This is a genomic window from Agarivorans gilvus (genome assembly GCF_001420915.1).
GTDB classification, from domain to species: domain Bacteria; phylum Pseudomonadota; class Gammaproteobacteria; order Enterobacterales; family Celerinatantimonadaceae; genus Agarivorans; species Agarivorans gilvus.
Genome location: NZ_CP013021.1, coordinates 2,482,808 through 2,509,802, shown reverse-complemented (window position 1 = coordinate 2,509,802; position 26,995 = coordinate 2,482,808). Strand labels below are relative to the sequence as shown.

The window sequence follows — 26,995 nt, the reverse complement described above, 5'->3', positions numbered from 1 at the left end:
GTATGGATGGAACCCAAAAAGAAGTAGTCACAGGAATTGACGGCTATGCTTATGACTTTTTTAGCGGCAAACGAAATCTGGGCAATCAGCCTGCGTTTGCCAATGCTGAAAAAGCTGCGGCATTTCTAGCTAACTTTGCCGGTGCGGCTGATAGCAATGGTAAAGGTTTGCACCGTTTATACCGTTTGGTGGCTACCGTGCCGGCTGGCGATCCCCATCAGAAATTAATTACCGCGTTAACGAATGGTGAGGTGTGGTTTCAGCGTCAAGCTGAAAAAGTTATCCCTCAACATTCTCCGACTTCGAGGCCCTCTTGGAGTTCATCCGTCCCAAATGAACCCAAAGCTCCAGGAGGGCGCTCGAAGACCCAACAGCAAGGCAAGAATAAAACGAGTAATGACCCGTTTATTCAAGCGCTTGATCATCCCGACACCCAAACCTGTGGCGATCCCATTGTAATGAGCAGTGGTGAAGAAGTGTTGCAGCTCGACGATGTATGCCTGCAAGGTCATCGCGCCTTGCTGTGGCAGCGTACTTATCGTTCCAGCTTGTCGCACCAAGATGTGGGTTTAGGTTTAGGTTGGCGCAGCAACTTTCACTTTAGTTTAGAAGAGCTGCAAGGTGAACAAGCGGGTTGGCGATTTACCGATGCTCTAGGCCATCAGCAGCATTTTCCTTATGTGGCAGTGGGTGCAAAAACTAGCCAAGTTAAATCGGGGATGGTGTTATATCACCAAGCTGAGCAGATTGTTATCAGCAGTGCCGCGGGTAAAACTTTGCAGTTTTCTAAGCAACAAGAGCAGTGGCTATTAAGTAAAATAAGTGATGGTGTCGATACTCATTATCGACTTAGTTATTCGGTTGCGCCGCGCCTTACTCAGATTGCGATAAACCATAGCCAGCAATTCTTTTTACGTTATGACTTAGCTGGCAGATTGGTTGAAGTTCTTAGCTCTAAAGCCGCGAACGCTCAAAGCTATGCAAGCTATAGCTATGATGAATACGGACATTTAATTAGCGCCAGCAACCGATTGGGCCAGCAAGAGCAATATCGTTATCAGCAAGGTTTGTTAACCCAACGTACCCGCGCCTCAGGATTTTCTCATTATTTTTCTTGGGATGGCAGTGACCAACATGCTCGTTGCATAGAGCAGTGGGGTGATAACGAGCATTATCATTATCGATTTGAGTATGACTTAGAGAACGGCCTTAGCCGCAGCTTTGATAGTTTTGGCCATTGCTGGACTTATTTGCACAACTGCCAGGGGCAAATTCTCCAGAAAACCGCACCGGACGGCGCTGTTTGGCACTATCAGTATGATGAGCTGCAGCGCAAAATTAGCCAAACAGAGCCAAATGGCGCGACTACTCGTTACCATTATAATGCGCACGGCCAGTTAGACGCTGAGTTAGCGCCAAATCAAAATCTTACCCGTTATAGTTATAACCGTTTGGGTTTTGTTACGCGGGTTGACTATGCCGACGGCTCCTCGTTGAAGCGTGCATATAATAGCTTGGGTTTGTTAACCTCTGAAACCGATGTGCAAGGCGTTGTCACCGAATACCGCTACGACGCGCAAAGCCGTTTAGTAAGTAAAACGGCCAGTAACCAAGCTAATCAACAGTTTTGGTGGAACGAGCAAGGTTTACTCAGTGCCAAGCAAGAGGGCGAAGCCCTTACCCGCTATAGCTACAATGATTTGGGTGAATGTAATGGCGAAGTAGATGGTGAAGGTTGGGTAAGCCAATACCAGCGTGACCTATTCGGCAACGTAGTAAAACACTTGGCTTATCATCAAGATACACCTGAGCAAAGCCAACTTATTCACTATGGCTATGATGAAGCGGGTCGAATGACTGAGCTAATAGACTCACTCGGTCGTTGTACTCGATATGAATACCAAGGCCTATCACAGCCAAGCAAGCAAATTAACCCCGATGGCTCGTGGTTGGCATTTGGCTACGACAACGAACGTAACCTTACTAGTATTACCCGTAGCGATGGCCAGCGCTATCTCTTGGAATATGATAGCTGCGAGCGGATCAGTAAAACCACAGGCTTTGACGGGCGCGAGCAGCACTATCAATATAACTTAAGTGGGCAGCTGACTCAGCTAGTGGAAAATAGTGAACGCTTAATTCAGTTAAAACATAATCTGATGGGGCAAATTATTGAGCAGCGCAGTTCTGTCAATGGTATTACCCTCATCAATGATTTTGCTTATAACCAACGCGGTAAATTAAGCCAAGCCAATAATACCGCTCGCAAATTACGTTTTAGCTATTTTGCCAACGGTCAGCTGCAAGAGCATTGGCAAGATGAATGGCAAACCTGCCATACACTAAATGCTCAAGGCCTGCGTAGTCATACACAGTTAGCCGATGGAAATGAGCTTAGCTATCACTACGACGAGCAAGGCCGCTTAATTGATCTATATGTGAATCAAACAATAGTGCTTAGTCGCCACTTTAATAAAGCGGGTCAAGAAGCAAGGCGCGAGTTAAGTGCGCGCCATCAGCAGCACTCTCATTACGATACACAAGGTCGCTTGCAAAGCCAGCACTGGCAATTGCAGAAAAGTTCACAAGCTGCCCGCAACATTGAGCGTCATTACCGTTTTGATGCGGGCGATCAGTTACTCGGGGTAAGTGACAGTGAACTGGGCGACAATACCTATAGTTACGATAAACTTAACCAACTCAGCAAAGCCACTAGCCATAGTTGCGCTAACCAAAAATTCGACTTAGATAGTTTTGCTAACCCCAAACAAGGCGAGCTAGTTGGCGATAAACTGTTAAGCCTTGATGAGCGAAGCTATCGTTACGACCGCTACGGCAATCAGGTGCTGGCCAGTCAACGCAAGCTCCGTCAGCAACGGGTATTTAATGGCTTAAACCAACTGGTTAGACTCAGTCAAGGCAGCAACAACACGGTCTATCACTACGATGCACTGGGCCGCCGCAGCAGCAAACTTACTGCTAAAGGGCAAACCGATTACCTGTGGGAAGGTAATCAACTTATAGGTGAGCATTACCAAGGCCAATTTACCTGGTATCTATACGAACCTAATAGCCATCGACCACTGGCGATGATTAAACAAGGGCAGGTTTACCACTATCACCTAGACCACATCGGTACGCCTATTCGTTTAAGTGATGAGCAAGGCAACATCGTATGGCAAGCCCACTACCAAGCCTATGGTGCGCTAGAAAAACTAAGCGTTAACCAAATAGACAACCCGCTGCGTTTTCAAGGCCAATACTTTGATGATGAAAGCGGCCTGCATTATAACCATCACCGTTACTACTGCCCGCAGCAAGGGCGCTATATTCAGCAAGACCCGATAGAGCTACTTGGTGGCATCAACCTTTACCAATACACCTCAAGCCCCACTAACTGGGTAGACCCACTGGGTTTGTGTAAAGAAGATGGTGCCCATTTACTTGCCGGGCTCCCTCTATTGGCACCGGCTGCTCAGCCACTAGCCTCAACAGGCTCGCAAGTATTAGGACAATACGCTACGCGGCAAGCCGCTAACCAAGCGGTTTATGCTGTTGCGGAACGGTCTTTACTGGCCTCATTGATACCCAAAGCTCCTTGGGCACTGTTGTTTTATTCAGCTGAAGTTGGCGCGGGCTCAGATGATGTTGCTGGTTTTATTCAGCAACAAGCTCAGCAAGATGAGCTGGGACATCGTACGTGGTTGGCTAATGGTGGTGATGGTAGTATTGAGGAGTGGAAGTCTCGTGGTAAGCCCTCTGAGTTGGTGGTGAATGTTACTAAGGAAGCTGGCTTAGCAGACGAATTTGAGCTGAGTGATGAACTGAAAGATGGTAAACTCCCAGACGGTTTTGTCTCATCTGTACGTGAGCGAGTACTGGCCAATATTGAAGCAAGTAGAAATGCTCGCCCAACAGAAAATTTCTCGATATATACACGAAAAGAAACAGCTAGGCAGTTTTATTTGGAACAAGGTTGGGAAGGTAAATGGGTAGACTCTCACGTAGATGGAATTGATTTTACTAAGCCGGTTTATGTAGATACTTTAAACGTTGGAGAAGACGTCTTTCAATGGCAGATTCCTGGTGCTCCGCAAGGAAATTATTATACACCTAACCAATCAACTTTACCTGGTCAGTTAGGTATTAACCCTCAAGCTATTCATCGTGATACGGGTCAGTTGATTGATAAAGTTCAAGGACAATATCGTGTTAATCAAGATGTGCGAGTCTTGAGATCTACAGCCAGAGATATTATTGATGATTGGTCTGTGAGTACTCAGCCATATAAAGCATGTGGTGGAGGGACTCAGTTATTTACGATTGAGAAAAATCCGTTCAAGTTGCAGTAAGATAGGTATGAAAATGAGTGTACAAAAAGACATAGAAGTTATTGATGAAGCGCTTTCTGAATGTAGAGAGCGTATAGCCAAATGCCCTAGTTATGAGCTCTTGAATTCTATAGAACAGCAATTACTCTACTTGAGATCTCTTTTGGACGGTTCTGAGATTGATAAAAGTAGACTATCTAAGATTATCCTTGGTGTTTATGCTGTTAGGGAATTTAGTGAAACGGATAGGTTTTTTGCAGAGCTGCTTGTTGATGCAAATGAGATAGCTGGCAGGCTAAAATACTAATGTTAGTAAGCGAAAAAGCACAGCCATAATGCCTAACAATACGCCCTGAAGAGGACATCCAAGATTAACAGCCGTGATGAAAGTTATTTTAGCGAACTGTTAAGAAGATAACCTAGACACCCACCCTAATTGGTAAAAGTAGGCATAAGCAACAATGCTTATATTCATATCCAAATATACAGGGTGCTTGTTTGTGCCGCGTTCACGTCAATCACAGGTCAGTCTCCAAGATACACCGCACTATCCACTGTGTCTCCCGCTGTGTTCGGCGTGGGTTTCTTTGTGGCAAAGCCCCTCACTCCGGGCATAGCTATGTGCATCGCATAGAGTGGGTAGAGCAGCGTATTCTTCTGTTAACTCAGTTGTTCGCCATCGATGTTTGAGCCTATACTGCCTAACGAGACACCCAACCGAATTATAACGGCAAGCTGACTGAAAAGCGCAGCAGGCAGTGGCGCTGGGACTATGATGAGGGCGGACGCCTGGTGGCAGAGCACAGCCCGGAGCAGGGGCTGTGACCGAATATCGCTACAACGCGCGTGGGAAGAAGGCCGCAGTAGCCGTAAAATCACGGCCCAAGGGCAATTTACCTGGTATGTGTACGAGCCTAATAGTCACCGCCCACTGGTCATGATTAAACAAGGGCAGGTTTACCACTACCATTTAGACCATATTGGCACGCCAATTCGTTTAAGTGATGAGCAAGGTAACATCGTATAGCAAGCCCACTATCAGGCCTACGGCGCAATAGAGCAACTAAGCGTTAAGCAAATAGACAACCCGCTGCGTTTTCAAGGCCAATACTTTGATGATGAAAGCGGTCTGCATTATAACCATCACCGTTACTACTGCCCACAGCAAGGGCGCTACATCCAGCAAGACCCGATTGAACTACTCGGTGGCTTAAACCTCTACCAATACACGCCAAGCCCGACTAACTGGGTAGACCCTTTGGGTTTGTGTAAAGAGGATGGCAAAAGAGTTGGCCGGGTGCGACAACCCAGTAAGCGCTACGCTCCCGGCGAAAGTCCTTTAGCGAAAGCAGGGCAGGCAATACTTGATGGCTTAGATGCGCTAGAAATAGATGCTCTAAATGAAGCATTAGATGACGCACTAGATGTTGCCGTTGAACATGGCGCTCAATATCCTGAGGGTAGCTTTGGTAGAGTAGCGACTGGCCTTGCTTATGCGAGTTTAGCGGCAGTGATGCCGATCAGTGCTTTAGATGTCGTACCCGGCGGTAAGGCCGCTAAGTTGCGCAAAGCGGCTAAAGCCGTTGATACTGGTGGTGATGCTGCGAAAATAACAAGTAAAACAAGAAAGGCTAGACGACCAAGAGACATCGCTCATCGGCCAGCCGATAGCCGCTCACCAGAGTCATTTGCAAATGAGTTTAGTTCACTCAATCACCAAAAAGCGGCAGCGGGTGAGTATAATGCTCACCAATTAATGGTAGGAAAGCGGGTTCAGATGATGTAGCTGGTTTTATTCAGCAACAAGCTCAGCAAGATGAGCTTGGGTATCGTGCTTGGTTGGCTAATGGTGGCAACGGTGACATTGGTGAGTGGCGTTCACAGGGGCGACCCACTTTGATGGATAAGTTCGAAGTAGATTGTTTCAAGGCCGGAGACGCCATCACCTCAGATAAATTTCCAGAGTTTGATCGGCAGTTACAAGGCCAGCAAGATGGCCTTAACGATATGACTGTTCAAGAATATCTGGATGGTAGGGCAAAGTATAAGGATATCGGCCGTGGTGATGGGAAAGCGCAGAGGACGGCTAGGAAAAAGCTTAAAATCAAGCTAATTCGAGAGTACAAAAAGCAAGCTCAAAAAATTGGTTTAATGGGTGAGGCGGCCAAAGCTTATGCTGAAAATAAAACTTCAACAGAAATGGCTACGCTAGCAGCTTTACATAACCCTGATATGATCGCTGGCGGCAAAGATATGGTGGAAGTTCTTGGTGACAGGGGCGTGAATTCTTCCATAGGTTCGCAGTGGCGACATCGGATAGATAAACTTGACAACGCAGCTGAAGCGGTTCCCGTTAACGAAAGAGGGGCAACGAGTATGAATGTTGCGTTATCTCGCTGTAAATAGGTGATGAATGGATAAATATTTTAGTAATTTTTATGACTTTGAAGAATTTGGTCCAGCCGAAAAGTCACAACATGTACCAATAGAAACGATAAAAAAATTTAAAGGGAAATTGCCCGATAAACTTCTGGAATATTGGCAGAGATATGGTTGGTGTAGTTATGCCAAAGGACTCTTTTGGACTGTTAACCCAGAAGAGTGGGAACCTGCACTAGAAGCTTGGATTGGTAAAACAGAATTTATGGAAAAAGATGCTTACCATGTGATCGCTAGAAGTGCGTTTGGAGAATTGCTTTTCTGGGGCGAAAATACAGGGCACTCTCTATCAATAACTCCTATTTATGGGCAGATTTTTCCTAGCTTTACGAACTCATACGAAAGAGATAAAGAAGATTTAGAGCTTCAGTTGTTTTTTTCATCCTCATCTAAGGATGAATTTGATATAGAAGATGATAACGAAGAGCCAATGTTTGATAAGGCATTAGAGGTTCTAGGTGAATTAGGGCATGACACTATGTACGGTTTTGTTCCCGCTCTCGCTTTAGGTGGGCAAGCTAAATTAGAAAATTTGCAAAAAGTGTCCGCTGTCGAGCACCTTGTGATTCTTGCTGGCCTATCAGAAAAGAAAGTGATGCTTGATGTAAATGATATTTAATTAGTGAACAGTGAAAGGAAGTACAATAGCTAAGTTACAAATCGCCCAATCGGTAGGTTTAGGGGGCGTAAATACACCTAAAGACATAAAAGCAGTGCAAGCTGCTTTAAATCAATTGCTAGGTTTAATTCCCCCGACTAAAAAGTTAGCAGAAGATGGAAAACTAGGCTCAAAGCCGGAAAATTCTAAAACCGTTGCGGCGATTAAAGTATTTCAAAAAAAAGTGGTGGGTATGGTTCGTCCCGACGGGAAAATTGACGTGAATGGGCGAAGTCATCGTAAGTTCAATGAGAAGCTAGCTGTTCATACTGCTAAAGCTAACTTGAAAATAAAGGTTAAACGGCTTAAGCAAGGAACTAAGTCAACATTGGGTTCTTTAAAAATAGATGGAGTAGCGAAAAGTTGGTACGTGCTAGAGCCCGGAGGTCCAGATTCTCAGCAAGAAGGGTCAGATCATCGAATAAGTACTGGTACCTATAAGTTAAAACCTTATAGCTCTCCGAAATATAAGAATGTTTATCAGTTACTTAATGTGCCGGGTAGAACAAACATTTTGATACACGCGGGAAACTATCATCAGGATACCTTAGGTTGCTTGATGCCCGGAAAAACTAGCGGTAAGTCTAGTAATGGTGAGTATCATGTTGGAAATAGCCGAACTGCCACTAAAGAAATTTTTGAGTATATTGCTGCAGCCAGTGATACATCAGTTGAGATTATTAATTCAGAGGACCTAAATAATGACTAAAAAAAGTCTAATGGCACTGGTACTTTTAGTTACTTCATTACAGGTGTTCGCCACAACTACTGTCAATGATATTAACTTAAATTGGTTAAATAGAAATTACTTTGAACTTAAGCAAGATATAAAATCCAGCAATTTTAAAACGATTGTACCTATAGCGAATACATTAGGGTTGATTTGGTTAAAGCGTGACGGTGCAACCGCGGGAGAAGTATCCCCGTTGATCGCCAGTTTACTGATTAAGCAACCTAACATTATGCTTTCGATATTGAGTCAGTATCCTGAAGAGTATCAAAAGTGGCTCGAAGAGCTACAAAGCTCGTTGTTGACTGATTTTAGTGGTGGCGAAGAAGAAGCGTTAGAAGAAACTCGATTAGAGCTTATTCAGTCGATGGAGATGATTAACGAGGCGCATTCACTAAAGCCTTTTGCCGATCAATTAGCTAACAAACTTAAATTACTGAGTGTTAGGGTAATCGATTAATCACGGAAAGATTCATTCAGGCAAGTGTTGTGATCCGCTCTGGTAGTTTTGGACACCACGCTAAGCGAGTAAAATCGTTTAACGAGGTGAACAATGACATCAAAATCCAAACGCCAACTCGCAGAGCAAGCAGAGGACCTCACCATTCTAAAAAGGCGGCTACCTACTTCGCGAAGAATCAAAAGTGAGCCGCTTTCAGTTAATATTTAAGCGCCAGCATCACTTCTCTTTGAAGCGCATGGCTATCTTATTCAAGGTCTTGAGTTTCAAATTCTGAATACGAAAGTTATTGCCAGCGATATCCAAATACCTGTGTGGGATGCAATTAATGCTCATGGGTGATATTGAATGTCGTCACTGTTGTGAGCCATTACCGTTTTGACGCGGGCGATCAGTTACTCGGGGTAAGTGATAGTGAACTGGGCGACAATACCTATAGTTACGATAAACTTAACCAACTAAGCAAAGCCACTAGCCATAGTTGCGCTAACCAAAAATTCGACTTAGATAGCTTTGCTAACCCCAAACAAGGCGAGCTAGTTGGCGATAAACTGTTAAGCCTTGATGAGCGAAGCTATCGTTACGACCGCTACGGCAATCAAGTGCTGGCCAGCCAACGCAAGGTCCGTCAGCAACGGGTATTTAATGGTCTAAACCAACTGGTTAGACTCAGTCAAGGCAGCAACAACACGGTCTATCACTACGATGCACTGGGCCGCCGCAGCAGCAAACTTACTGCTAAAGGGCAAACCGATTACCTGTGGGAAGGTAATCAACTTATAGGTGAGCATTACCAAGGCCAATTTACCTGGTATCTATACGAACCTAATAGCCATCGACCACTGGCGATGATTAAACAAGGGCAGGTTTACCACTATCACCTAGACCACATCGGTACGCCTATTCGTTTAAGTGATGAGCAAGGCAACATCGTATGGCAAGCCCACTACCAAGCCTATGGTGCGCTAGAAAAACTAAGCGTTAACCAAATAGACAACCCGCTGCGTTTTCAAGGTCAGTATCATGATGAAGAGAGTGGTTTACACTATAACTTTCATCGTTATTACTGCCCGCAGCAAGGGCGCTACATCCAGCAAGACCCGATAGAGCTACTTGGTGGCATCAACCTTTACCAATACACCCCAAGCCCCACTAACTGGGTAGACCCATTGGGTTTGTGTAAAGAAGATGGTGCCCCTTTGGTTGCTGGGCTCCCTCTATTGGCACCGGCTGCTCAGCCACTAGCCTCATCAGGCTCGCAAGTGTTAGGACAATACGCTGCGCGGCAAGCCGCTAACCAAGCGGTTTATGCTGTTGCGGAACGGTCTTTACTGGCCTCATTGATACCCAAAGCCCCATGGGCACTGTTGTTTTATTCGGCTGAAGTTGGCGCGGGTTCAGATGATGTAGCTGGTTTTATTCAGCAACAAGCTCAGCAAGATGAGCTGGGACATCGTACGTGGTTGGCTAATGGTGGTGATGGTAGTATTGAGGAGTGGAGAGCGCAGGGCAGACCTAGCGAGTTGATGGCAAGTGTTTTAGCCAAGGTTGATATAGCAACACGGGTCGATTATTCAAAAGGCTTTGAACGAGATCTTTTGAACTTCAAGTCGGGTTACGTGTTAATTGATGGTCCTTTGGACAATGATCTTGTTCTGGTTTCATATCATGCGGATACGCCGTTAGGTGAAGGTCGTTCTGCAAAATGGTGGACTACGACAGATCAAGCTAATGCTATGTCTACGATTGATGATGTCCATCAAGGTTTGGCATTACCTCATGATTGGGGAGTTAGAGATACAGTATCAGTAATTAAAATTGGCGTTGTTTCCTAAATCAGATTGAACTAACTCAGCAGTCGCGGATCTGATCTGTATCTATATCTGTCGGGTCACCAAACATGGGTAAAGCGAAAGGCAACATCACCAACTGGAAGCTGTACAACAGTGCACTGAAGCAACGCGGCTCATTGACCTTCTGGATGGATGAGAAAGCCATAGAACTATGGAATAACACTGAGCGTAGTGGTCGTCGAGGGCGCAGCCAAACTTACAGTGACACCGCTATCGCAACTGCGCTGATGATTAAAGGCGTATTCAAGTTACCACTGCGCGCTCTTGAAGGCTTCATCAACTCATTGTTTCGCCTGCTCAAGGTCGACTTAAAATCTCCCGATTACAGTTGTATAAGCAAGCGAGCAAAGACTGTTGAAGTCAACTATCGCCTACCTAGCCAAGGTCAAGTGGCTCACCTCGTTATCGATGCTACAGGTCTTAAGGTGTTTGGCGAAGGAGAGTGGAAGGTGCGTAAACACGGCGCTGAAAAGCGTCGAGTCTGGCGAAAACTGCATATGGCAGTAGATGCCCAGAGCCATCAGATAGTGAGTGCTGAGGTCTCGATGGACTGGGTTCACGATAGTGAAGTGTTACCCACCTTGTTGAGACCGCTGCGGCGCAAAGTGAAAGCAGTAAGCGCTGATGGTGCCTATGACACACGGCAGAGCTATCAAGAAGTACAACGTAAGAAGGCTGTTGCACTAATCCCTCCACGCAAGAATGCAGGTATGTGGGAAGCGGATCACCCACGGAACGTTGTAGTAAAAGCCTTGAAGCAAGGTGAGTTGGAAAACTGGAAACGGGACAATGCTTACCATCTTCGTTCACTATCGGAGACGGCGATGTATCGTTTCAAACAACTGCTTAGCGACAAGTTGAGTCTACGTTGTTACAACGCCCAAGTCGGCGAAATCATGGCCGGAGTGTGCGCGTTGAACAAAATGAGCAGGCTAGGTATGCCTGCTCGTCAGCTAGCTGAATAAAGAGGAAAGCGCCTTGGGGTTACTGCATTCTTGGCTCTGAATTGATCAACAAGGCCATTAAAATTCCGAAAGGAACGAATGTTACTGCTTATAAAGGACATGCGTCACCTCAGTTAAGCGAAACGGGTGAATTGTTTAAAGGCAATGCGATTCAGTATCGATTTAAAGAGTTCGATACGAGCTGGATTATCGAATCCAAAAGGTTGAAATAATGAGTACTACTGATCAAACGAATCAAAATTTTATAGATCTTATCGAGTCAGCAATCTTAATTGCTAGGAGCTTGAAAGTTAAAGGTGCGACTGTAGAGCGTGTAGACGCGACTATTAAGAGGCTTCAAAACTATAGCAACCTAGCGTCTTCAGGAAAGCTACCTAGGATATCTAATGGTGAAGTTCCAGAAGGCACAGGTTTGGGGTTAGTTAAGAGCATTGGTGAGTGGACGGAAGATGACGAGTTTTTAGACGCAGTGTTTGAAGTCGAGCAATACTACAAGGAATCAATGTGATGGTCTGTTGTGCCAAGCAGTATGTTTGCTGGTGAAGCGGTCAATAAAGTTGAGCAGGTAATTGTTTTTCCAACGGACGCGGGAATAGATACCTATCTCTATTGGAATGGTGAAAAGCTTGAGCTTTATGTGCCAGAAGAGACTCCATAGCTATACAAGAAACAGCTATTTATCCTGCATGGAGTAACAGTCGATTCGAAGCTGAGTTAGTTATTCCTGAAGGTCATAAATTGAATATCGGATCTGTAGGACAGCAACCTCCGAACAGTTTGACTCCAAAGTTTCGAGGCGGCGCTGATCAGGTTCTTTTACCTAGAAACTGGTCAACTGATTGGGTGAAATTTGTAAGAGATGGGAAAACAGGAATTGTTTATACCTTCGATGAGTTCAAGGCTGCATTTCCAGGCCAAATGACAAGAGATAATTAATAATGGCACATTTAACGAATGACGATGATTTGATTTTTCAGCTATTGAATATGGTCGATGAGCTAATTTTCACTCTCGATCAACTTGGAGAAGATACGAAGCAAAGTTATAAGTCAGTCCAAAAGGTGAAAAATATCCTTAAGTCTAAAGATCCTAAAGGTATGAAAAATGTAAAACAGCATTTATTGATGGATTTTAGGGTTATTGAAGATAGGCAGTTAGAAGGCGAAACCTTAGATGACGTGTTAGAAAGAATTTATTATCACGTTAGTAATTATGGAATATTTAATCATTAAATTTTCCAAACAAGTTCGATGGCATTAAGGGCAAGATTATGAAGTTTTTACCGGATAGTGGACCCCCGTGGATAACTAACAGGGTGAGAGCGTGAATGCTCACTTTGCGAACATTAGGCTTCTAATAGTCGATTTTCCAAATTTGTGCTGTTAGCTTGCACATTTTGCACGCGAATGTAGCGTGTTAATTGAACGCCTGTCGTTCAAAAAACGTTCACGATCTCACCCTGACGCAACTGGTGCTAAAGGTACGGTGCGAGCGGTAATTGGTCAAAATCTTCGACAAGGCAATGTTTGGGAAACTGCAGAGCTACCTGCACTTATGAATCATCCCAACGTTGACCGAATTGTTACCATTGATCCAGTTACTAAGATTGAAACAGAAATATTTGTAAGGGGTAAATAATGATTTTGGACGTATCAAGAAGCCACATAAAGGTTGAAATCCGAGGGCGGGTCGTAACAGTGCCAGGGGAAATGTTCTTTCCCCCAAATGACAAAATGGGTTTTGCCATATTTGAAAGAGAGATCAAGGCATGGGACTCTCCGAATGAATCGGTGAAACTAACCACGGAAGAGATTAATGAAGTTATCGAAGATATTCGACAAGACTTTGCTAAAGGCGGGCATACCTTAGAAGTTGAGTAGTTCCAGATAGTTGATATTAGACGGTGCCATTAATGGTTTGTGTAATTCTAGAGCTGTCGAAGCTGAAAGCGCTATTTTTCCAAACTTCAAATCTGAAGTTGTTAATAGTGATGGTTTAAGCCTCCTTGCTTGTCTTCTAATGGATGATGGAGGCATTCCTTATTTTCAGACACTTCCTTGGATATGATCGCTGGCGGCAAAGATATGGTGGAAGTTCTTGGTGATAGAGGCGTGAATTCTTCAATTGGTTCCCAATGGCGGCATCGTATCGACAAGCTCGATGCGGCAGCCAATAACGTTCCCGCAAATGAAAGAAGTAGCACCTCAATGAATGTAGCCTTATCGCGATGCAAGTAGGGAGAATATGATGGATAAGTTTTTTGATAATTTTTATAACTATAAAAAGTTTGGCCCTGCTAAATCATCTAAAGCCGTACCGGCTGAAACCATCAATAGAATTAAAGGTAAGCTACCTGATAAGTTACTAGAATATTGGCAGGAGTATGGGTGGAGCAGCTACGAGAATGGTTTGTTTTGGACGGTTAATCCTGACGACTGGGAGCCAGCACTAGAGGCTTGGATAGGCGATACCGAGTTTATGGAAAAAGACGCCTATTATGTTATCGCTAGAAGTGCCTTTGTTGAATTGTTTTTGTGGGGTACAAATACTGGCGACTCTCTAAGTATTACACCGAATTATGCTTGGCTAAATCCTAATTTTAATATGGCGCAGTTTGAAGAATGTGGTGAAGACCGGTTAACGCAGATGTTCTTTTCGGTTAAGACTAAAGAACATTTAGATTTTGAAGATGAAAAGCCTTTATTTGAAAAGGCACTCAACCAATTAGGCGAGCTCGAACATGACACTATGTACGGTTTTGTTCCCGCTCTCGCTTTAGGTGGGCAAGCTAAATTAGAAAATTTGCAAAAAGTGTCCGCTGTCGAGCACCTTGTGATTCTTGCTGGCCTATCAGAAAAGAAAGTGATGCTTGATGTAAATGATATTTAATTAGTGAACAGTGAAAGGAAGTACAATAGCTAAGTTACAAATCGCCCAATCGGTAGGTTTAGGGGGCGTAAATACACCCAAAGACATAAAAGCAGTGCAAGCTGCTTTAAATCAATTGCTAGGTTTAATCTCCCCGACTAAAAAGTTAGCAGAAGATGGAAAACTAGGCTCAAAGCCGGAAAATTCTAAAACCGTTGCGGCGATTAAAGTATTTCAAAAAAAAGTGGTGGGTATGGTTCGTCCCGACGGGAAAATTGACGTGAATGGGCGAAGTCATCGTAAGTTCAATGAGAAGCTAGCTGTTCATACTGCTAAAGCTAACTTGAAAATAAAGGTTAAACGGCTTAAGCAAGGAACTAAGTCAACATTGGGTTCTTTAAAAATAGATGGAGTAGCGAAAAGTTGGTACGTGCTAGAGCCCGGAGGTCCAGATTCTCAGCAAGAAGGGTCAGATCATCGAATAAGTACTGGTACCTATAAGTTAAAACCTTATAGCTCTCCGAAATATAAGAATGTTTATCAGTTACTTAATGTGCCGGGTAGAACAAACATTTTGATACACGCGGGAAACTATCATCAGGATACCTTAGGTTGCTTGATGCCCGGAAAAACTAGCGGTAAGTCTAGTAATGGTGAGTATCATGTTGGAAATAGCCGAACTGCCACTAAAGAAATTTTTGAGTATATTGCTGCAGCCAGTGATACATCAGTTGAGATTATTAATTCAGAGGACCTAAATAATGACTAAAAAAAGTCTAATGGCACTGGTACTTTTAGTTACTTCATTACAGGTGTTCGCCACAACTACTGTCAATGATATTAACTTAAATTGGTTAAATAGAAATTACTTTGAACTTAAGCAAGATATAAAATCCAGCAATTTTAAAACGATTGTACCTATAGCGAATACATTAGGGTTGATTTGGTTAAAGCGTGACGGTGCAACCGCGGGAGAAGTATCCCCGTTGATCGCCAGTTTACTGATTAAGCAACCTAACATTATGCTTTCGATATTGAGTCAGTATCCTGAAGAGTATCAAAAGTGGCTCGAAGAGCTACAAAGCTCGTTGTTGACTGATTTTAGTGGTGGCGAAGAAGAAGCGTTAGAAGAAACTCGATTAGAGCTTATTCAGTCGATGGAGATGATTAACGAGGCGCATTCACTAAAGCCTTTTGCCGATCAATTAGCTAACAAACTTAAATTACTGAGTGTTAGGGTAATCGATTAATCACGGAAAGATTCATTCAGGCAAGTGTTGTGATCCGCTCTGGTAGTTTTGGACACCACGCTAAGCGAGTAAAATCGTTTAACGAGGTGAACAATGACATCAAAATCCAAACGCCAACTCGCAGAGCAAGCAGAGGACCTCACCATTCTAAAAAGGCGGCTACCTACTTCGCGAAGAATCAAAAGTGAGCCGCTTTCAGTTAATATTTAAGCGCCAGCATCACTTCTCTTTGAAGCGCATGGCTATCTTATTCAAGGTCTTGAGTTTCAAATTCTGAATACGAAAGTTATTGCCAGCGATATCCAAATACCTGTGTGGGATGCAATTAATGCTCATGGGTGATATTGAATGTCGTCACTGTTGTGAGCCATTACCGTTTTGACGCGGGCGATCAGTTACTCGGGGTAAGTGATAGTGAACTGGGCGACAATACCTATAGTTACGATAAACTTAACCAACTAAGCAAAGCCACTAGCCATAGTTGCGCTAACCAAAAATTCGACTTAGATAGCTTTGCTAACCCCAAACAAGGCGAGCTAGTTGGCGATAAACTGTTAAGCCTTGATGAGCGAAGCTATCGTTACGACCGCTACGGCAATCAAGTGCTGGCCAGCCAACGCAAGGTCCGTCAGCAACGGGTATTTAATGGTCTAAACCAACTGGTTAGACTCAGTCAAGGCAGCAACAACACGGTCTATCACTACGATGCACTGGGCCGCCGCAGCAGCAAACTTACTGCTAAAGGGCAAACCGATTACCTGTGGGAAGGTAATCAACTTATAGGTGAGCATTACCAAGGCCAATTTACCTGGTATCTATACGAACCTAATAGCCATCGACCACTGGCGATGATTAAACAAGGGCAGGTTTACCACTATCACCTAGACCACATCGGTACGCCTATTCGTTTAAGTGATGAGCAAGGCAACATCGTATGGCAAGCCCACTACCAAGCCTATGGTGCGCTAGAAAAACTAAGCGTTAACCAAATAGACAACCCGCTGCGTTTTCAAGGTCAGTATCATGATGAAGAGAGTGGTTTACACTATAACTTTCATCGTTATTACTGCCCGCAGCAAGGGCGCTACATCCAGCAAGACCCGATAGAGCTACTTGGTGGCATCAACCTTTACCAATACACCCCAAGCCCCACTAACTGGGTAGACCCATTGGGTTTGTGTAAAGAAGATGGTGCCCCTTTGGTTGCTGGGCTCCCTCTATTGGCACCGGCTGCTCAGCCACTAGCCTCATCAGGCTCGCAAGTGTTAGGACAATACGCTGCGCGGCAAGCCGCTAACCAAGCGGTTTATGCTGTTGCGGAACGGTCTTTACTGGCCTCATTGATACCCAAAGCCCCATGGGCACTGTTGTTTTATTCGGCTGAAGTTGGCGCGGGTTCAGATGATGTAGCTGGTTTTATTCAGCAACAAGCTCAGCAAGATGAGCTGGGACATCGTACGTGGTTGGCTAATGGTGGTGATGGTAGTATTGAGGAGTGGAGAGCGCAGGGCAGACCGAGTGAGTTAGTTGATAGTGCTCCAAGCAAGTTAAAAGATGTTTTCTGTAAGATACCTAAGAAAGATTATTTTGATATCAGATCTAGATCAGTGCATAACATCGATTCTGAAACCTTAGTTTTAGGCAAGTATCGCCCAACAGTTAGAAATGGCGTTAAGGATTGGAGTACTCCTGGGCCTGATTCATATGTGGTCATTGCTAGAACAGAAAATGCTACTTACTTTGACCTTGGAGCTGAATGGGACTCTATTGTGTCCGAATATAATATGTCTCCAGATGATATGTTTGAGGCTTTTAATATCCCAATATTAGATTATGCGGTAAGTTCCGGGAAGCAAATTAAATTTACTCACGATCCTCGAACTGAAGGAGGATTTCTCGAACAGGAGTGGGAATATTTGCAAAACACTCATAGTTTTAAACGATTGAAAGAAATTAAAGGAGTTTGGTATGCGAAGTGAAGTCGTTGAAGATGAACTAATAGGAAAAATTGATAGTTATTTTAAAGAGGCTGTAAGGGACTTTGTTGTTACTGATTCTTCCGATATGCCAATTCTCCAGCTTAATATTGAAATGTCACTCTATAACTACTTCGTTGTTAGAGCTACTATTGAGAAAGGAATGATGTTTTTTTCAATTGTCCAGTCAGGTTTTTTGTTTAAGCTTTTTAAGCTGGAACTGACTGAGAAAAATTTGGAATTAGTGCCAAAGATGCTTGATGAAGAGGTTAGGTTAAGGATTCCTGATAAATATTTAAGTGCAAAGAACTGGTAATTAAATTTATTTGGTTGGCTTATTTATTTTAATGAGGCTAAACAAGTATGGGAAACCATAACTATATTCCCTACGAGGTAATTAAATGAAAAGCTATTCCACTTTAAGAAACTTACTTATTTCCGTTTTTTCAGTGGATGTCGGTCTCGAAGAAAATGAGGAAATAGAAGCATTGGAAAGGGTGCTTAGTGACTCATCTCAGAGAATGGAAATTGAAGGGGAGTTAAGACAGCTTTTTCAAGATACTTCTATTTCTTGGTCTGAACTATTAGAAAATGATGAATATGTAGTTTATCCGGCAGATGATGAGGCCGACGCAAAGGCGTATGTAGTGGAGAGTCTTTGGAATAGAGTTTTCCCCAACGAGTTAGCACCATAGATAGTAATAGCAAGGCCGAAGTGATCTGGTGCTAAAGCGCCAGCTTTGTGCTGATGACTTTTAAGGCTTGGCCTCTATAACCCAAGAAAAGCCGGTTAAATAAAAGATCTTATATCTAAAGTCTTAAGAGATATTCATGAGTCAAATTAAAGAGCCGTTGAAAACAGTACTAAGAAAATTTTGCCAAGTTGAATGTTATGACCCGAAACTTTGTGGGAGGCTCTTCACACAGGGCAAGGGGTTCCATATGACGTTCAATTGTTTAAAGCTCAGCTTAGAGAAGCCCGTGACATGAAGTTGATTTCGCCAGATGAGTATGAGGAATTAGCAGAAGAAGACTTCAACTCGCAGAGTGATTTACATAAAAATAGAGGTCCATATTCCGCAGATTATACAAATACTGCGAGGGTACGTTTCGATCCTAATACAGGAAAGATGTTCACAGCATTCCCTATTCCGGAGAAAAAATAAATGAGTCAGCAACAATTTGATGGTGAAAAGCCTCAGGCAATGGTTGAATTTTTAAATCGCTTTGAGTTGGAAGGAGAGCTTCCAGTTTCTTTTCTTTCTGAAGAAGGTGTTTTTTTATTGAGTATTCAATATTTAATTGAAGACTGTTGGAATAATAGTTTTGATCATGAGAGAAAATTGTTGAGATTTGGTGTGAATACCGACGGCTGGGATTTACTTATCAATATAGATGATGATCAGCTTGATATTCTTCAGGACGAAATGGGTGATATAGATTCTATAGATATAACAATATTTGACCTGCTAGATGCAAATTTAGAGAAAGTTGAGTGTTGTTATAAACAAGAGAAAATGTAGTTAGAGTTATCTTATGGTTATCTTCACGCGCAGGTAATATCTGAATTGGAAGCAGTGAAAATAATCATAAGGAATTTTAAATATAGCTGAGTAGAAGGAATCACAATGGCTAAGTTGAAAATCGCCCAATCGGTAGGTTTAGGGGCGTAAATACACCCAAAGACATAAAAGCAGTGCAAGCTGCTTTAAATCAATTGCTAGGTTTAATCTCCCCGACTAAAAAGTTAGCAGAAGATGGAAAACTAGGCTCAAAACCGGAAAATTCTAAAACCGTTGCGGCGATTAAAGTATTTCAAAAGAAAGTGGTGGGTATGCTTTGTCCCGACGGAAAAATTGACGTGAATGGGCGAAGTCATCGTAAGATAAATGAAAAACTCACTGTTAGTGTTATAGAAAGCTACAAGTTGCCGCCGATTGGAAGTAATGAGCCACTTCGAGAGTCTGATTATGAAGCTGTTGCCACACAACTTGGCTGTGAAGTCGCTGCAATAAAAGCAGTTGCCGAGGTAGAGAGTTCGGGTGATGCGTTCTTTAGTAATGGTAAGCCTAAGATATTGTTTGAGGCTCATATCTTTTCTAAACTCACGAAGCACGTCTTTGATTCTAGTCACCCAGATATTTCAAGTAGAAAGTGGAATCGTAGTTTGTACGTTGGAGGTACTGCGGAGTACAAACGGTTAGAGAAAGCCATTACTCTTAACTCCAACGCGGCTATTCAGTCTGCTTCATGGGGGCGTTTTCAGATTATGGGCTTTAATTTTAAACTTTCAGGGTTTCCCTCTGCAGAGCGATTTGTTACGGCAATGTTTGGATCTGAACGCCGGCAACTTGATGCATTTGTTTCATATGTGAAGAACTCCCATCTCACTCAGTATATTCAGTCGAAAGACTGGGCAGCTTTTGCCAAAGGTTACAATGGTCCTCAGTATCAAGTAAATAAATACGATGTGAAGTTAGAAAAGGCTTATAAAAAACATGCATGAATTTAAAATATTAAATGTTGTGGTTGTTCTAGGGCTTTCATTTGTAAGCGCGTCTTGTAGTGCCGCAGCAGAATGTAGTAAAGAGGTTTTTGGATGCTTTACAAGTCAACCGAAACCTTTAACTATGAAATTATGCGAGAGTAGTAAAGGTTATTATCTCGAACAATTTATTGTTGATGGTGAGCAACTCGGTAAAGTGAAACAACAGGTTACTCTCTTTAAAACTAGCTATCATCGTTCAATGGTTGATGAGCATAGCGTTGAGTTTCAAATTCTGAATACAAAAGTTATTGTCAGTGATTACCATAGCGAGGAGTTAGGAGAAATCATTGATGAGCTAAGTGTAACCGTAATAGAGAACGGAGAAAAAAAATACTTTGAATGTGAAGGAAAAAGTTTTAGCGGTCTTTCTAGTCTTGAAAATACATCGAAGTAGGCCTAATTGTTAAGCAGTTAACTTAGAGCAAAAAGAGGCCTTGTTGATCAATTCAGTGCAACGAACGCAGTAACCTCAAGGCGTTTTCCTCTTTATTCAGCTAGCTGACGAGCAGGCATACCTAGCCTGCTCATTTTGTTCAACGCGCACACTCCGGCCATGATTTCACCGACTTGGGCGTTGTAACAACGTAGACTTAACTTGTCGCTAAGCAGTTGTTTGAAACGATACATCGCCGTCTCCGATAGTGAACGAAGATGGTAAGCATTGTCCCGTTTCCAGTTTTCCAACTCACCTTGCTTCAAGGCTTTTACTGCAACGTTCCGTGGGTGACCCGCTTCCCACAGTCCTGCATTCTTGCGTGGAGGGATTAGTGCAACAGCCTTCTTACGTTGTACTTCTTGATAGCTCTGCCGTGTGTCATAGGCACCATCAGCGCTTACTGCTTTCACTTTGCGCCGCAGCGGTCTCAACAAGGTGGGTAACACTTCACTATCGTGAACCCAGTCCATCGAGACCTCAGCACTCACTATCTGATGGCTCTGGGCATCTACTGCCATATGCAGTTTTCGCCAGACTCGACGCTTTTCAGCGCCGTGTTTACGCACCTTCCACTCTCCTTCGCCAAACACCTTAAGACCTGTAGCATCGATAACGAGGTGAGCCGCTTGACCTTGGCTAGGTAGGCGATAGTTGACTTCAACAGTCTTTGCTCGCTTACTTATACAACTGTAATCGGGAGATTTTAAGTCGACCTTGAGCAGGCGAAACAATGAGTTGATGAAGCCTTCAAGAGCACGCAGTGGTAACTTGAATACGCCTTTAATCATCAGCACAGTTGCGATAGCGGTGTCACTGTAAGTATGGCTGCGCCCTCGACGACCACTGCGCTCAGTGTTATTCCATAGTTCTATGGCTTTCTCATCCATCCAGAAGGTCAATGAGCCGCGTTGCTTCAGTGCACTGTTGTACAGCTTCCAGTTGGTGATGTTGCCTTTCGCTTTACCCATGTTTGGTGACCCGACAGATATAGATACTGATCAGATCCGCGACTGCTGAGTTAGTTCAATCTGATTTAGGAAACAACGCCGAGAATAGCTAAGAGTTAAGTGAGTAGTCGCCCAAGGGAAAACCAATTACCTGTGGGAAGGTAATCAACTCATAGGCGAGCATTACCAAGGCCAATTTACCTGGTATCTATACGAACCTAATAGCCATCGACCACTGGCGATGATTAAACAAGGGCAGGTTTACCACTATCACCTAGACCACATCGGTACGCCTATTCGTTTAAGTGATGAGCAAGGCAACATTGTATGGCAAGCCCACTACCAAGCCTATGGTGCGCTAGAAAAACTAAGCGTTAAGCAAATAGACAACCCGCTGCGTTTTCAAGGCCAATACTTTGATGATGAAAGCGGCCTGCATTATAACCATCACCGTTACTACTGCCCGCAGCAAGGGCGCTATATTCAGCAAGACCCGATAGAGCTACTTGGTGGCATCAACCTTTACCAATACACCCCAAGCCCCACTAACTGGGTAGAACCATTGGGTTTGTGTAAAGAAGATGGTGCCCCTTTAGTTGCTGGACTCCCTCTATTGGCACCGGCTGCTCAGCCACTAGCCTCAACAGGCTCGCAAGTATTAGGACAATACGCTACGCGGCAAGCCGCTAACCAAGCGGTTTATGGTGTTGCGGAACGGTCTTTACTGGCCTCATTGATACCCAAAGCTCCTTGGGCATTGCTGTTTTATTCAGCTGAAGTTGGCGCGGGCTCAGATGATGTTGCTGGTTTTATTCAGCAACAAGCTCAGCAAGATGAGCTGGGACATCGCACATGGTTGGCTAATGGTGGTGATGGTAGTATTGAGGAGTGGAAGTCTAAGGGGAAGCCCACTGAATTAGTGGTAGATGTTCAAGACAAGCAACCCGATCTAAATGCAAGGGCGGCTCAAGGGGTCGGTAATGTTAAAGCGCCGATTGATTTCGATGGTCATATTCTGAGCGGAGAAGTCAAGCCAAATGGAAGTGTGGTTGGTGGTCATTCGATTGCTACAGGTAATGTACGGGTGATACCTGGAACTCAGTCTGAGCCAAATCCTCAAGGTGTATATACTGCCCAGATTGAAGTTCCAGATCCATCTAGTCCAGGTCATTTCTTACGAAAAACTAACAATGGTGGTATATCTACCATGTTTCCAGACTCATGGTCTGCGGATCGAATTAAAGTTGAGGTGGACGCAGCTTACCAAAATAAGGTTGTTACTGGAAACAAATGGAGTGGTGTAACTCCTAGTGGTGTTGTTGTCGAGGGATGGTTAATACCAAAGACTACGGTATATCCAAAATATTAGGGTTAAAACATGAAAGTTACTTATTTATGGGAAGAAGCTGAAAGCACTATTTTCCCAAGCTGCAAATCTGAAGTTGTTAATAGTGATGGTTTAAGCCTCCTTTCTTACCTTTTAATGGATGATGGAGGCATTCCTTATTTTCAGACACTTCCTTGGATAATAGAGGGAATTGCGCGAGTAGACTCAGTTTTAAATGATGCGGATGTAGCCTCTAGCTGGGATAGAGAATCTTGGGGTGCGTTAATCACTCGAGATGGTGTCCGAATTTACTCACTACATGATGAGACTTATTTTGAGGATATTACTCTTCAGCAGCTTAGGAATGCTCTTGTTTCATGGAAAATGTTTATAGAGTCAAAACCAAACCCCAGAGAACAGAAAGATATAGAGCTATAGTCTGAAACTTATTGAGGTCGAGTTAATTTATTAACCCCTTAGTAAGCGGGCCTCATTAGTTTTGTAGTTCTCGAAAGCTCAAATAGACATTTATACATTTAGCTGCGTACAAGGAGTCACAATGGCTAAGTTACAAATCGCCCAATCGGTAGGTTTAGGGGGCGTAAATACACCCAAAGACATAAAAGCAGTGCAAGCTGCCTTAAATCAATTGCTAGGTTTAATTCCCCCGACTAAAAAGTTAGCCGAAGATGGAAAGCTAGGCTCAAAACCAGAAAACTCTAAAACCGTTGCGGCGATTAAAGTATTTCAAAAGAAAGTGGTGGGTATGGTTCGTCCCGACGGGAAAATTGACGTGAATGGGCGAAGTCATCGTAAGATTAATGAAAAGTTGTTTACAGGCATAGCTAACTCTCCTGTTATAACCAGCTTAAAATTTCCTTTAGCAAGCAAGCCTACTCAAAGTTATAAAGTTGCTCCGAGAAGTTTCGGTTCTAGTCGAAGCAGTGGTTCGAGAAAACATGCTGGCTGTGATTTATATGCAGATGCCGGTACTGAAATATATGCGATGACTGATGGTGTAGTTAAGGCTCACCGAAAGTTTTACTTGGGAACTTATCAACTAATAGTGGACCACGGTAGTTTTATTGCAAGATATGGTGAAGTTGATGAAGCACTTCCAGATGGCATTAAAGTTGGTGATGCTGTAAAGAAAGGCCAACATATAGCCGATGTAGGTTTGCTCACTTTCAAAAGTGGAGCAACTATGTCGATGTTACATCTAGAGATGTATAGTGGGAAAGCGAGTGGTGCACTGAGTGATAAAAGCCCAAATAGTAATGAATATAAAAGACGATCTGATCTTTTAGATCCAACTCCTTATTTAGATAAGGCGGCATTATGAAAAGTTATTTAAGATTATGTGTTCGGTTAACGACTCTACTATTCATTGTTTTTAGCAGTGGTTGTTATTCCAATTCTATAGCTGATGAAAAGTTGTTTAGCGAGGAAATTGCTAGTGTAAAAGGTTATTTTTTGGGGGATGAGCACGCGTATATTGCCCATCTGGCCGTCTACAACACGTACTCTTCATCATCAGTAACAGTATATAACCCTTGGCAAAATCTCTATGGTTGTAAAGAGCATCGTCTTAGTCAGACTTCAGTGATTGTCTCTCGTATCGATAGCGATTGGAGTCATGTTTTAACTTCCTGTGGAGAACTCGACTTAGAAGGCATGACCATCTTCGCCGGGGATGTCTCAGCGATTCAATATAGCATTCCAGTGGCCAATAATGTTGAGCAGGTAGTTGTTGTTCCAACGGATGCGGGAATAGATACGTATCTCTATTGGAATGGTGAAAAGTTTGAGCTTTATGCGCCAGAAGAGACTCCATAGTTGTACTAATGGGTATGTTTAAATGAATAAGGGCTTGATAACGATTGCCTTATTCATACTTAGTTTGCTTAAAACAGCCTAGCTGCACACTAGGCTGAGTGGTCATATCCATTGAATTAAAGCTCATATAAATCGTCCCTTTGATTAAAAGCTTGTTTGAGGGGCTGCGGTGCAGCAGCTTTTCAAACTAGTTGCTTTCAATAGTTTTGAAGCGGTAGTCCAGATTCACTATGGCGCGGTATTGAATGTCTTCAGGGCTGTTGGCTCGTTCCATTTCTTATAGAGAGTTTGCAGGGTGAAAACCGGCATCGTTGGCAGCGGTTCTGATTTCAAAAGTACTCTCGGTAATTGGTCAAAATCTTCGACAAGGCAATGTTTGGGAAACGGCAGAGCTACCTGCACTTATGAATAATCCCAGCGTTGACCGAATTATTACCATTGATCCAGATACTAAGATTGAAACAGAAATATTTGTAAGGGGGAAGGGCGTTGTTTCCTAAATCAGATTGAACTAACTCAGCAGTCGCGGATCTGATCAGTATCGATAGCAGTCAGGCCACCAAGCATGGGTAAAGCGAAAGGCAACATCACCAACTGGAAGCAGTACAACAGTGCACTGAAGCAGCGCGGCTCATTGACCTTCTAGATGGATGAGAAAGCCATAGAACTATGGAATAACACTGAGCGCAGTGGTCGTCGAGGGCGCAGCCAAACTTACAGTGATACGGCTATCTTTACAGCGCCTGATGATTAAAGGCGTATTCAAGTTACCCCTGCGTGCCCTTGAAGGCTTCATCAACTCATTGTTTTGCTTGCTCAAGGTCGATTTGAAGTCACCTGATTACAGTTGCATCAGTAAGCGAGCGAAGACTGTTGAAGTCAACTATCGTCTACCTAGCCAAGGCCCAGCGGCTCACCTCGTTATCGATGCTACAGGTCTGAAGGTGTTTAGCGAAGGAGAATGGAAAGTGCGTAAACATGGCGCTGAAAAGCGGCGAGTCTGGCGTAAGCTGCATATGGCAGTTGATGCCCTGAGCCACCAGAGCGTTAGCGCTGAAGTCTCGATGGACTGAGTGCATGATGGTGAGGTCTTACCCATACTATTACGACCGCTGCGTCGCAAGGTGAAAGCAGTGAGCGCTGATGGAGCTTATGACACACGACAGAGCTATCAAGAGGTTCAGCGTAAGCGGGCCGTTGCACTGATTCCACCCCGCAAGAACGCAGGACTGTGGGAGCCGGGACACCCGAGGAATGCGGTGGTGCAAGCGCTAAAACAAGGCGAATTGGAAAACTGGAAACGGGACAATGCGTACCATCTTCGTTCTCTATCAAAGACGGCAATGTATCGCTTCAAACAACTGCTTAGCGACAAGTTGAGTCTACGTTGCTACAACGCCCAAGTCGGCGAAATCATGGCAGGAGTGTGTGCGTTAAACAAGATGAGCAGGCTAGGTATGCCTGCTCGTCAGTTAAGTGAGTAAACCGGTGGAAGCCTTGGGGTTACTGCGTTCGTTGCACTGAATTGATCAACAAGGCCGCCTAGATATCAAAATGGAATCACAGAAGCTGAAGCTGACATTTTATTTGGGGATGATTTAAAACCATTTATTAATGTTGTAAAAAGTTGTATCAAAGTTTCTGTGACACAATGTCAGTTTGATGCGTTGGTTATTTTTGTATTTAATGTTGGAATTGACGGATTTAAGAAATCTAGTGTTGTTAAATTGATTAATGACCCCAAGGCGAACACTTCTTATGTCAATCTTGAGGGGGCATGGAAAGCTTGGAATAAGTCTCAGGGTAAAGTCAACAAAGGGCTTGTTAATCGTAGGGCCGCTGAGTGGAATATGTTTTCTAATAACATTTATAAAGGTTGGTGATATGAAAAGATTTAGTTTCGTAGGTGTTTTTTTTGTTTGCGTATTCTTGTTTTCATTTGATGCGTTTTCTATTGATAATCCGGACGCACCAAATTATTTAGAGCAGTTTGAAAGCGTGGCTGAAAAATATGAGTTAGCGTTGTCGGAGAGTGATAGTAAAAATATAGACCTTATTTTAGAATATGCAGAGTACCATGCTTTTCTTGATGAAGAATTAAACAAGGCTTATTCGTTATTAAAAAATGTTCTGGATGAAGAAAACTTCCAGCAGCTCAAGGTTTCCCAGCTGAAGTGGCTTGAATTCAGGGATTCAGAGTTGCAATTTGTCAATGAGAATTGGAATAGAGTCAGTTTTGGCAGCTCTTATAATCTTTCAAGAAATGCGTATAAGGCTGAGTTGGTTAAATCGCGTATTATCCAGTTATATCAATATGCTAAAAATTATAATTAAATCCTAGTTTTTTGTTAGCTAGTGTTATTGGTTAATC

General features: G+C 43.4%; 33 protein-coding genes and 5 pseudogenes. 37 read left to right on the top strand and 1 reads right to left on the bottom strand.

All coding sequences use genetic code 11. The annotated features are described in order from the left end of the window. Window positions 1–2 precede the first annotated feature (2 nt). From AR383_RS11705 to AR383_RS11590, 30 genes and pseudogenes are all read left to right on the top strand, one after another. A complete protein-coding gene (locus tag AR383_RS11705) occupies window positions 3–4,352 on the top strand; it encodes a polymorphic toxin type 46 domain-containing protein (protein WP_055733304.1) in 4,350 nt (1,449 codons plus the stop codon). A 13-nt stretch (window positions 4,353–4,365) separates the two neighbouring features. Then, window positions 4,366–4,638 carry an immunity protein Tsi6 family protein gene (locus tag AR383_RS11700; RefSeq protein ID WP_055733303.1) on the top strand — a complete coding sequence of 91 codons (273 nt, stop codon included), beginning with the start codon at window positions 4,366–4,368 and terminating at the stop codon, window positions 4,636–4,638. Between the two features lie 193 nt (window positions 4,639–4,831). Further along, window positions 4,832–5,018 (top strand): annotated as a pseudogene (locus AR383_RS22080) (transposase); the annotation flags it as partial. 85 nt (window positions 5,019–5,103) lie between these two features. After that, window positions 5,104–5,358, top strand: coding sequence for an RHS domain-containing protein (locus AR383_RS22075; protein WP_055733302.1), 255 nt, complete (start codon window positions 5,104–5,106; stop codon window positions 5,356–5,358). A gap of 21 nt (window positions 5,359–5,379) precedes the next feature. Beyond that, window positions 5,380–5,586, top strand: a pseudogene (locus AR383_RS22460) (RHS repeat-associated core domain-containing protein); the annotation flags it as partial. Window positions 5,587–5,628: 42 nt separating this feature from the next. Next, on the top strand, window positions 5,629–6,117 hold the full coding sequence (locus tag AR383_RS22065) for a hypothetical protein (RefSeq protein WP_229711277.1): 489 nt from the start codon (window positions 5,629–5,631) through the stop codon (window positions 6,115–6,117). Window positions 6,118–6,230: 113 nt separating this feature from the next. Next, window positions 6,231–6,737: a polymorphic toxin type 15 domain-containing protein gene (locus tag AR383_RS11685; RefSeq protein ID WP_157051723.1), complete on the top strand. Its 507-nt coding sequence runs from the start codon at window positions 6,231–6,233 to the stop codon at window positions 6,735–6,737. Between the two features lie 7 nt (window positions 6,738–6,744). Continuing rightward, window positions 6,745–7,389: a GAD-like domain-containing protein gene (locus AR383_RS11680; RefSeq protein ID WP_055733299.1), complete on the top strand. Its 645-nt coding sequence runs from the start codon at window positions 6,745–6,747 to the stop codon at window positions 7,387–7,389. A 10-nt stretch (window positions 7,390–7,399) separates the two neighbouring features. Beyond that, on the top strand, window positions 7,400–8,137 hold the full coding sequence (locus AR383_RS22060) for a DUF5675 family protein (protein ID WP_232304731.1): 738 nt from the start codon (window positions 7,400–7,402) through the stop codon (window positions 8,135–8,137). Beyond that, a complete protein-coding gene (locus tag AR383_RS11670) occupies window positions 8,130–8,618 on the top strand; it encodes a hypothetical protein (RefSeq protein ID WP_055733292.1) in 489 nt (162 codons plus the stop codon). Before AR383_RS22060 ends, AR383_RS11670 begins: the two co-directional genes overlap by 8 nt. A 99-nt stretch (window positions 8,619–8,717) precedes the next feature. Further along, window positions 8,718–8,877: pseudogene (locus tag AR383_RS22055) on the top strand (IS3 family transposase); the annotation flags it as partial. 103 nt (window positions 8,878–8,980) lie between these two features. After that, the gene (locus AR383_RS11665; protein WP_055733298.1) at window positions 8,981–10,453 is read left to right on the top strand and encodes an RHS repeat domain-containing protein; all 1,473 of its coding nucleotides are present in this window, start codon (window positions 8,981–8,983) and stop codon (window positions 10,451–10,453) included. A gap of 65 nt (window positions 10,454–10,518) precedes the next feature. Continuing rightward, window positions 10,519–11,436 carry an IS5 family transposase gene (locus tag AR383_RS11660; RefSeq protein ID WP_055732661.1) on the top strand — a complete coding sequence of 306 codons (918 nt, stop codon included), beginning with the start codon at window positions 10,519–10,521 and terminating at the stop codon, window positions 11,434–11,436. 211 nt (window positions 11,437–11,647) lie between these two features. Beyond that, complete coding sequence (locus AR383_RS11655) at window positions 11,648–11,944, top strand: hypothetical protein (RefSeq protein ID WP_055733297.1); 297 nt, start codon at window positions 11,648–11,650, stop codon at window positions 11,942–11,944. A 9-nt stretch (window positions 11,945–11,953) separates the two neighbouring features. Next, window positions 11,954–12,094 carry a hypothetical protein gene (locus tag AR383_RS21545; RefSeq protein ID WP_157051721.1) on the top strand — a complete coding sequence of 47 codons (141 nt, stop codon included), beginning with the start codon at window positions 11,954–11,956 and terminating at the stop codon, window positions 12,092–12,094. 280 nt (window positions 12,095–12,374) lie between these two features. Further along, window positions 12,375–12,668 (top strand): hypothetical protein, encoded by a 294-nt coding sequence (locus AR383_RS11645; protein ID WP_055733295.1) that lies wholly within the window; start codon window positions 12,375–12,377, stop codon window positions 12,666–12,668. Window positions 12,669–12,849: 181 nt separating this feature from the next. After that, window positions 12,850–13,074: a hypothetical protein gene (locus tag AR383_RS21290; RefSeq protein ID WP_157051720.1), complete on the top strand. Its 225-nt coding sequence runs from the start codon at window positions 12,850–12,852 to the stop codon at window positions 13,072–13,074. Next, window positions 13,074–13,316, top strand: coding sequence for an Imm74 family immunity protein (locus AR383_RS11640; protein WP_055733294.1), 243 nt, complete (start codon window positions 13,074–13,076; stop codon window positions 13,314–13,316). The genes AR383_RS21290 and AR383_RS11640 overlap by 1 nt, the downstream gene beginning before the upstream one ends. Window positions 13,317–13,499: 183 nt before the next feature. Continuing rightward, window positions 13,500–13,673, top strand: a complete 174-nt coding sequence (locus AR383_RS22665; protein WP_083481586.1) for a polymorphic toxin type 15 domain-containing protein — start codon at window positions 13,500–13,502, stop codon at window positions 13,671–13,673. A gap of 7 nt (window positions 13,674–13,680) precedes the next feature. Next, window positions 13,681–14,325, top strand: a complete 645-nt coding sequence (locus AR383_RS11635) for a GAD-like domain-containing protein (protein ID WP_229711281.1) — start codon at window positions 13,681–13,683, stop codon at window positions 14,323–14,325. Window positions 14,326–14,335: 10 nt separating this feature from the next. Continuing rightward, window positions 14,336–15,073: a DUF5675 family protein gene (locus AR383_RS22050; protein WP_232304730.1), complete on the top strand. Its 738-nt coding sequence runs from the start codon at window positions 14,336–14,338 to the stop codon at window positions 15,071–15,073. Then, entirely contained in the window at window positions 15,066–15,554 is a 489-nt protein-coding gene (locus AR383_RS11625; RefSeq protein WP_055733292.1) for a hypothetical protein, read from the top strand. Before AR383_RS22050 ends, AR383_RS11625 begins: the two co-directional genes overlap by 8 nt. Before the next feature lie 99 nt (window positions 15,555–15,653). Next, window positions 15,654–15,813, top strand: a pseudogene (locus AR383_RS22045) (IS3 family transposase); the annotation flags it as partial. A gap of 103 nt (window positions 15,814–15,916) precedes the next feature. After that, entirely contained in the window at window positions 15,917–17,533 is a 1,617-nt protein-coding gene (locus AR383_RS11620; protein WP_055733291.1) for an RHS repeat domain-containing protein, read from the top strand. Beyond that, on the top strand, window positions 17,523–17,846 hold the full coding sequence (locus AR383_RS11615) for a hypothetical protein (RefSeq protein ID WP_055733290.1): 324 nt from the start codon (window positions 17,523–17,525) through the stop codon (window positions 17,844–17,846). The genes AR383_RS11620 and AR383_RS11615 overlap by 11 nt, the downstream gene beginning before the upstream one ends. Before the next feature lie 85 nt (window positions 17,847–17,931). Next, complete coding sequence (locus AR383_RS11610; RefSeq protein ID WP_055733289.1) at window positions 17,932–18,225, top strand: hypothetical protein; 294 nt, start codon at window positions 17,932–17,934, stop codon at window positions 18,223–18,225. A 258-nt stretch (window positions 18,226–18,483) separates the two neighbouring features. Next, window positions 18,484–18,696 (top strand): hypothetical protein, encoded by a 213-nt coding sequence (locus AR383_RS21765; protein WP_198150145.1) that lies wholly within the window; start codon window positions 18,484–18,486, stop codon window positions 18,694–18,696. Then, window positions 18,697–19,053 carry a hypothetical protein gene (locus tag AR383_RS11600; RefSeq protein ID WP_055733288.1) on the top strand — a complete coding sequence of 119 codons (357 nt, stop codon included), beginning with the start codon at window positions 18,697–18,699 and terminating at the stop codon, window positions 19,051–19,053. Window positions 19,054–19,226: 173 nt separating this feature from the next. After that, complete coding sequence (locus tag AR383_RS11595; RefSeq protein WP_229711279.1) at window positions 19,227–20,036, top strand: N-acetylmuramidase family protein; 810 nt, start codon at window positions 19,227–19,229, stop codon at window positions 20,034–20,036. Further along, window positions 20,029–20,472 carry a hypothetical protein gene (locus AR383_RS11590; protein WP_055733287.1) on the top strand — a complete coding sequence of 148 codons (444 nt, stop codon included), beginning with the start codon at window positions 20,029–20,031 and terminating at the stop codon, window positions 20,470–20,472. Before AR383_RS11595 ends, AR383_RS11590 begins: the two co-directional genes overlap by 8 nt. A gap of 92 nt (window positions 20,473–20,564) precedes the next feature. Here the strand turns inward: AR383_RS11590 and AR383_RS11585 are convergent, their stop codons facing one another. Beyond that, on the bottom strand, window positions 20,565–21,482 hold the full coding sequence (locus AR383_RS11585) for an IS5 family transposase (protein WP_055733286.1): 918 nt from the start codon (window positions 21,480–21,482) through the stop codon (window positions 20,565–20,567). A 130-nt stretch (window positions 21,483–21,612) separates the two neighbouring features. Here AR383_RS11585 and AR383_RS21280 point away from each other — a divergent pair, with 130 nt between their 5' ends. The 7 genes and pseudogenes from AR383_RS21280 (at window position 21,613) to AR383_RS11550 (ending at window position 26,958) form a co-directional block, all read left to right on the top strand. Then, entirely contained in the window at window positions 21,613–22,830 is a 1,218-nt protein-coding gene (locus AR383_RS21280; RefSeq protein ID WP_470207131.1) for an RHS repeat-associated core domain-containing protein, read from the top strand. A 9-nt stretch (window positions 22,831–22,839) separates the two neighbouring features. Then, a complete protein-coding gene (locus AR383_RS11575; RefSeq protein WP_055733284.1) occupies window positions 22,840–23,226 on the top strand; it encodes a hypothetical protein in 387 nt (128 codons plus the stop codon). A gap of 121 nt (window positions 23,227–23,347) precedes the next feature. Next, the gene (locus AR383_RS11570) at window positions 23,348–24,130 is read left to right on the top strand and encodes a M23 family metallopeptidase (RefSeq protein ID WP_055733283.1); all 783 of its coding nucleotides are present in this window, start codon (window positions 23,348–23,350) and stop codon (window positions 24,128–24,130) included. Next, a complete protein-coding gene (locus tag AR383_RS11565; RefSeq protein WP_055733282.1) occupies window positions 24,127–24,624 on the top strand; it encodes a hypothetical protein in 498 nt (165 codons plus the stop codon). Before AR383_RS11570 ends, AR383_RS11565 begins: the two co-directional genes overlap by 4 nt. 565 nt (window positions 24,625–25,189) lie before the next feature. Further along, window positions 25,190–26,108: pseudogene (locus AR383_RS21270) on the top strand (IS5 family transposase). Window positions 26,109–26,183: 75 nt separating this feature from the next. Further along, the gene (locus AR383_RS22660) at window positions 26,184–26,507 is read left to right on the top strand and encodes a lysozyme (RefSeq protein ID WP_083481584.1); all 324 of its coding nucleotides are present in this window, start codon (window positions 26,184–26,186) and stop codon (window positions 26,505–26,507) included. A gap of 1 nt (window position 26,508) precedes the next feature. Next, the gene (locus tag AR383_RS11550; RefSeq protein WP_055733280.1) at window positions 26,509–26,958 is read left to right on the top strand and encodes a lysozyme inhibitor LprI family protein; all 450 of its coding nucleotides are present in this window, start codon (window positions 26,509–26,511) and stop codon (window positions 26,956–26,958) included. Window positions 26,959–26,995: the final 37 nt, after the last annotated feature.

Excerpts from the sequence above, each read along its gene's own strand:
- AR383_RS11575 (WP_055733284.1), top strand. The coding sequence starts at position 22,840 with ATGAAAGTTACTTATTTATGGGAAGAAGCTGAAAGCACTATTTTCCCA.
- AR383_RS11570 (WP_055733283.1), top strand. The coding sequence starts at position 23,348 with ATGGCTAAGTTACAAATCGCCCAATCGGTAGGTTTAGGGGGCGTAAAT.
- AR383_RS11615 (WP_055733290.1), top strand. The coding sequence starts at position 17,523 with ATGCGAAGTGAAGTCGTTGAAGATGAACTAATAGGAAAAATTGATAGT.
- AR383_RS11610 (WP_055733289.1), top strand. The coding sequence starts at position 17,932 with ATGAAAAGCTATTCCACTTTAAGAAACTTACTTATTTCCGTTTTTTCA.
- AR383_RS11670 (WP_055733292.1), top strand. The coding sequence starts at position 8,130 with ATGACTAAAAAAAGTCTAATGGCACTGGTACTTTTAGTTACTTCATTA.
- AR383_RS11705 (WP_055733304.1), top strand. The coding sequence starts at position 3 with ATGGATGGAACCCAAAAAGAAGTAGTCACAGGAATTGACGGCTATGCT.
- AR383_RS11700 (WP_055733303.1), top strand. The coding sequence starts at position 4,366 with ATGAGTGTACAAAAAGACATAGAAGTTATTGATGAAGCGCTTTCTGAA.
- AR383_RS11655 (WP_055733297.1), top strand. The coding sequence starts at position 11,648 with ATGAGTACTACTGATCAAACGAATCAAAATTTTATAGATCTTATCGAG.
- AR383_RS11625 (WP_055733292.1), top strand. The coding sequence starts at position 15,066 with ATGACTAAAAAAAGTCTAATGGCACTGGTACTTTTAGTTACTTCATTA.
- AR383_RS11590 (WP_055733287.1), top strand. The coding sequence starts at position 20,029 with ATGCATGAATTTAAAATATTAAATGTTGTGGTTGTTCTAGGGCTTTCA.
- AR383_RS11635 (WP_229711281.1), top strand. The coding sequence starts at position 13,681 with ATGATGGATAAGTTTTTTGATAATTTTTATAACTATAAAAAGTTTGGC.
- AR383_RS11600 (WP_055733288.1), top strand. The coding sequence starts at position 18,697 with ATGAGTCAGCAACAATTTGATGGTGAAAAGCCTCAGGCAATGGTTGAA.
- AR383_RS11685 (WP_157051723.1), top strand. The coding sequence starts at position 6,231 with ATGGATAAGTTCGAAGTAGATTGTTTCAAGGCCGGAGACGCCATCACC.
- AR383_RS11640 (WP_055733294.1), top strand. The coding sequence starts at position 13,074 with ATGATTTTGGACGTATCAAGAAGCCACATAAAGGTTGAAATCCGAGGG.
- AR383_RS22075 (WP_055733302.1), top strand. The coding sequence starts at position 5,104 with ATGATGAGGGCGGACGCCTGGTGGCAGAGCACAGCCCGGAGCAGGGGC.
- AR383_RS11645 (WP_055733295.1), top strand. The coding sequence starts at position 12,375 with ATGGCACATTTAACGAATGACGATGATTTGATTTTTCAGCTATTGAAT.
- AR383_RS11680 (WP_055733299.1), top strand. The coding sequence starts at position 6,745 with ATGGATAAATATTTTAGTAATTTTTATGACTTTGAAGAATTTGGTCCA.
- AR383_RS11585 (WP_055733286.1), bottom strand. The coding sequence starts at position 21,482 with ATGGGTAAAGCGAAAGGCAACATCACCAACTGGAAGCTGTACAACAGT.
- AR383_RS22665 (WP_083481586.1), top strand. The coding sequence starts at position 13,500 with ATGATCGCTGGCGGCAAAGATATGGTGGAAGTTCTTGGTGATAGAGGC.
- AR383_RS11550 (WP_055733280.1), top strand. The coding sequence starts at position 26,509 with ATGAAAAGATTTAGTTTCGTAGGTGTTTTTTTTGTTTGCGTATTCTTG.
- AR383_RS11660 (WP_055732661.1), top strand. The coding sequence starts at position 10,519 with ATGGGTAAAGCGAAAGGCAACATCACCAACTGGAAGCTGTACAACAGT.
- AR383_RS11565 (WP_055733282.1), top strand. The coding sequence starts at position 24,127 with ATGAAAAGTTATTTAAGATTATGTGTTCGGTTAACGACTCTACTATTC.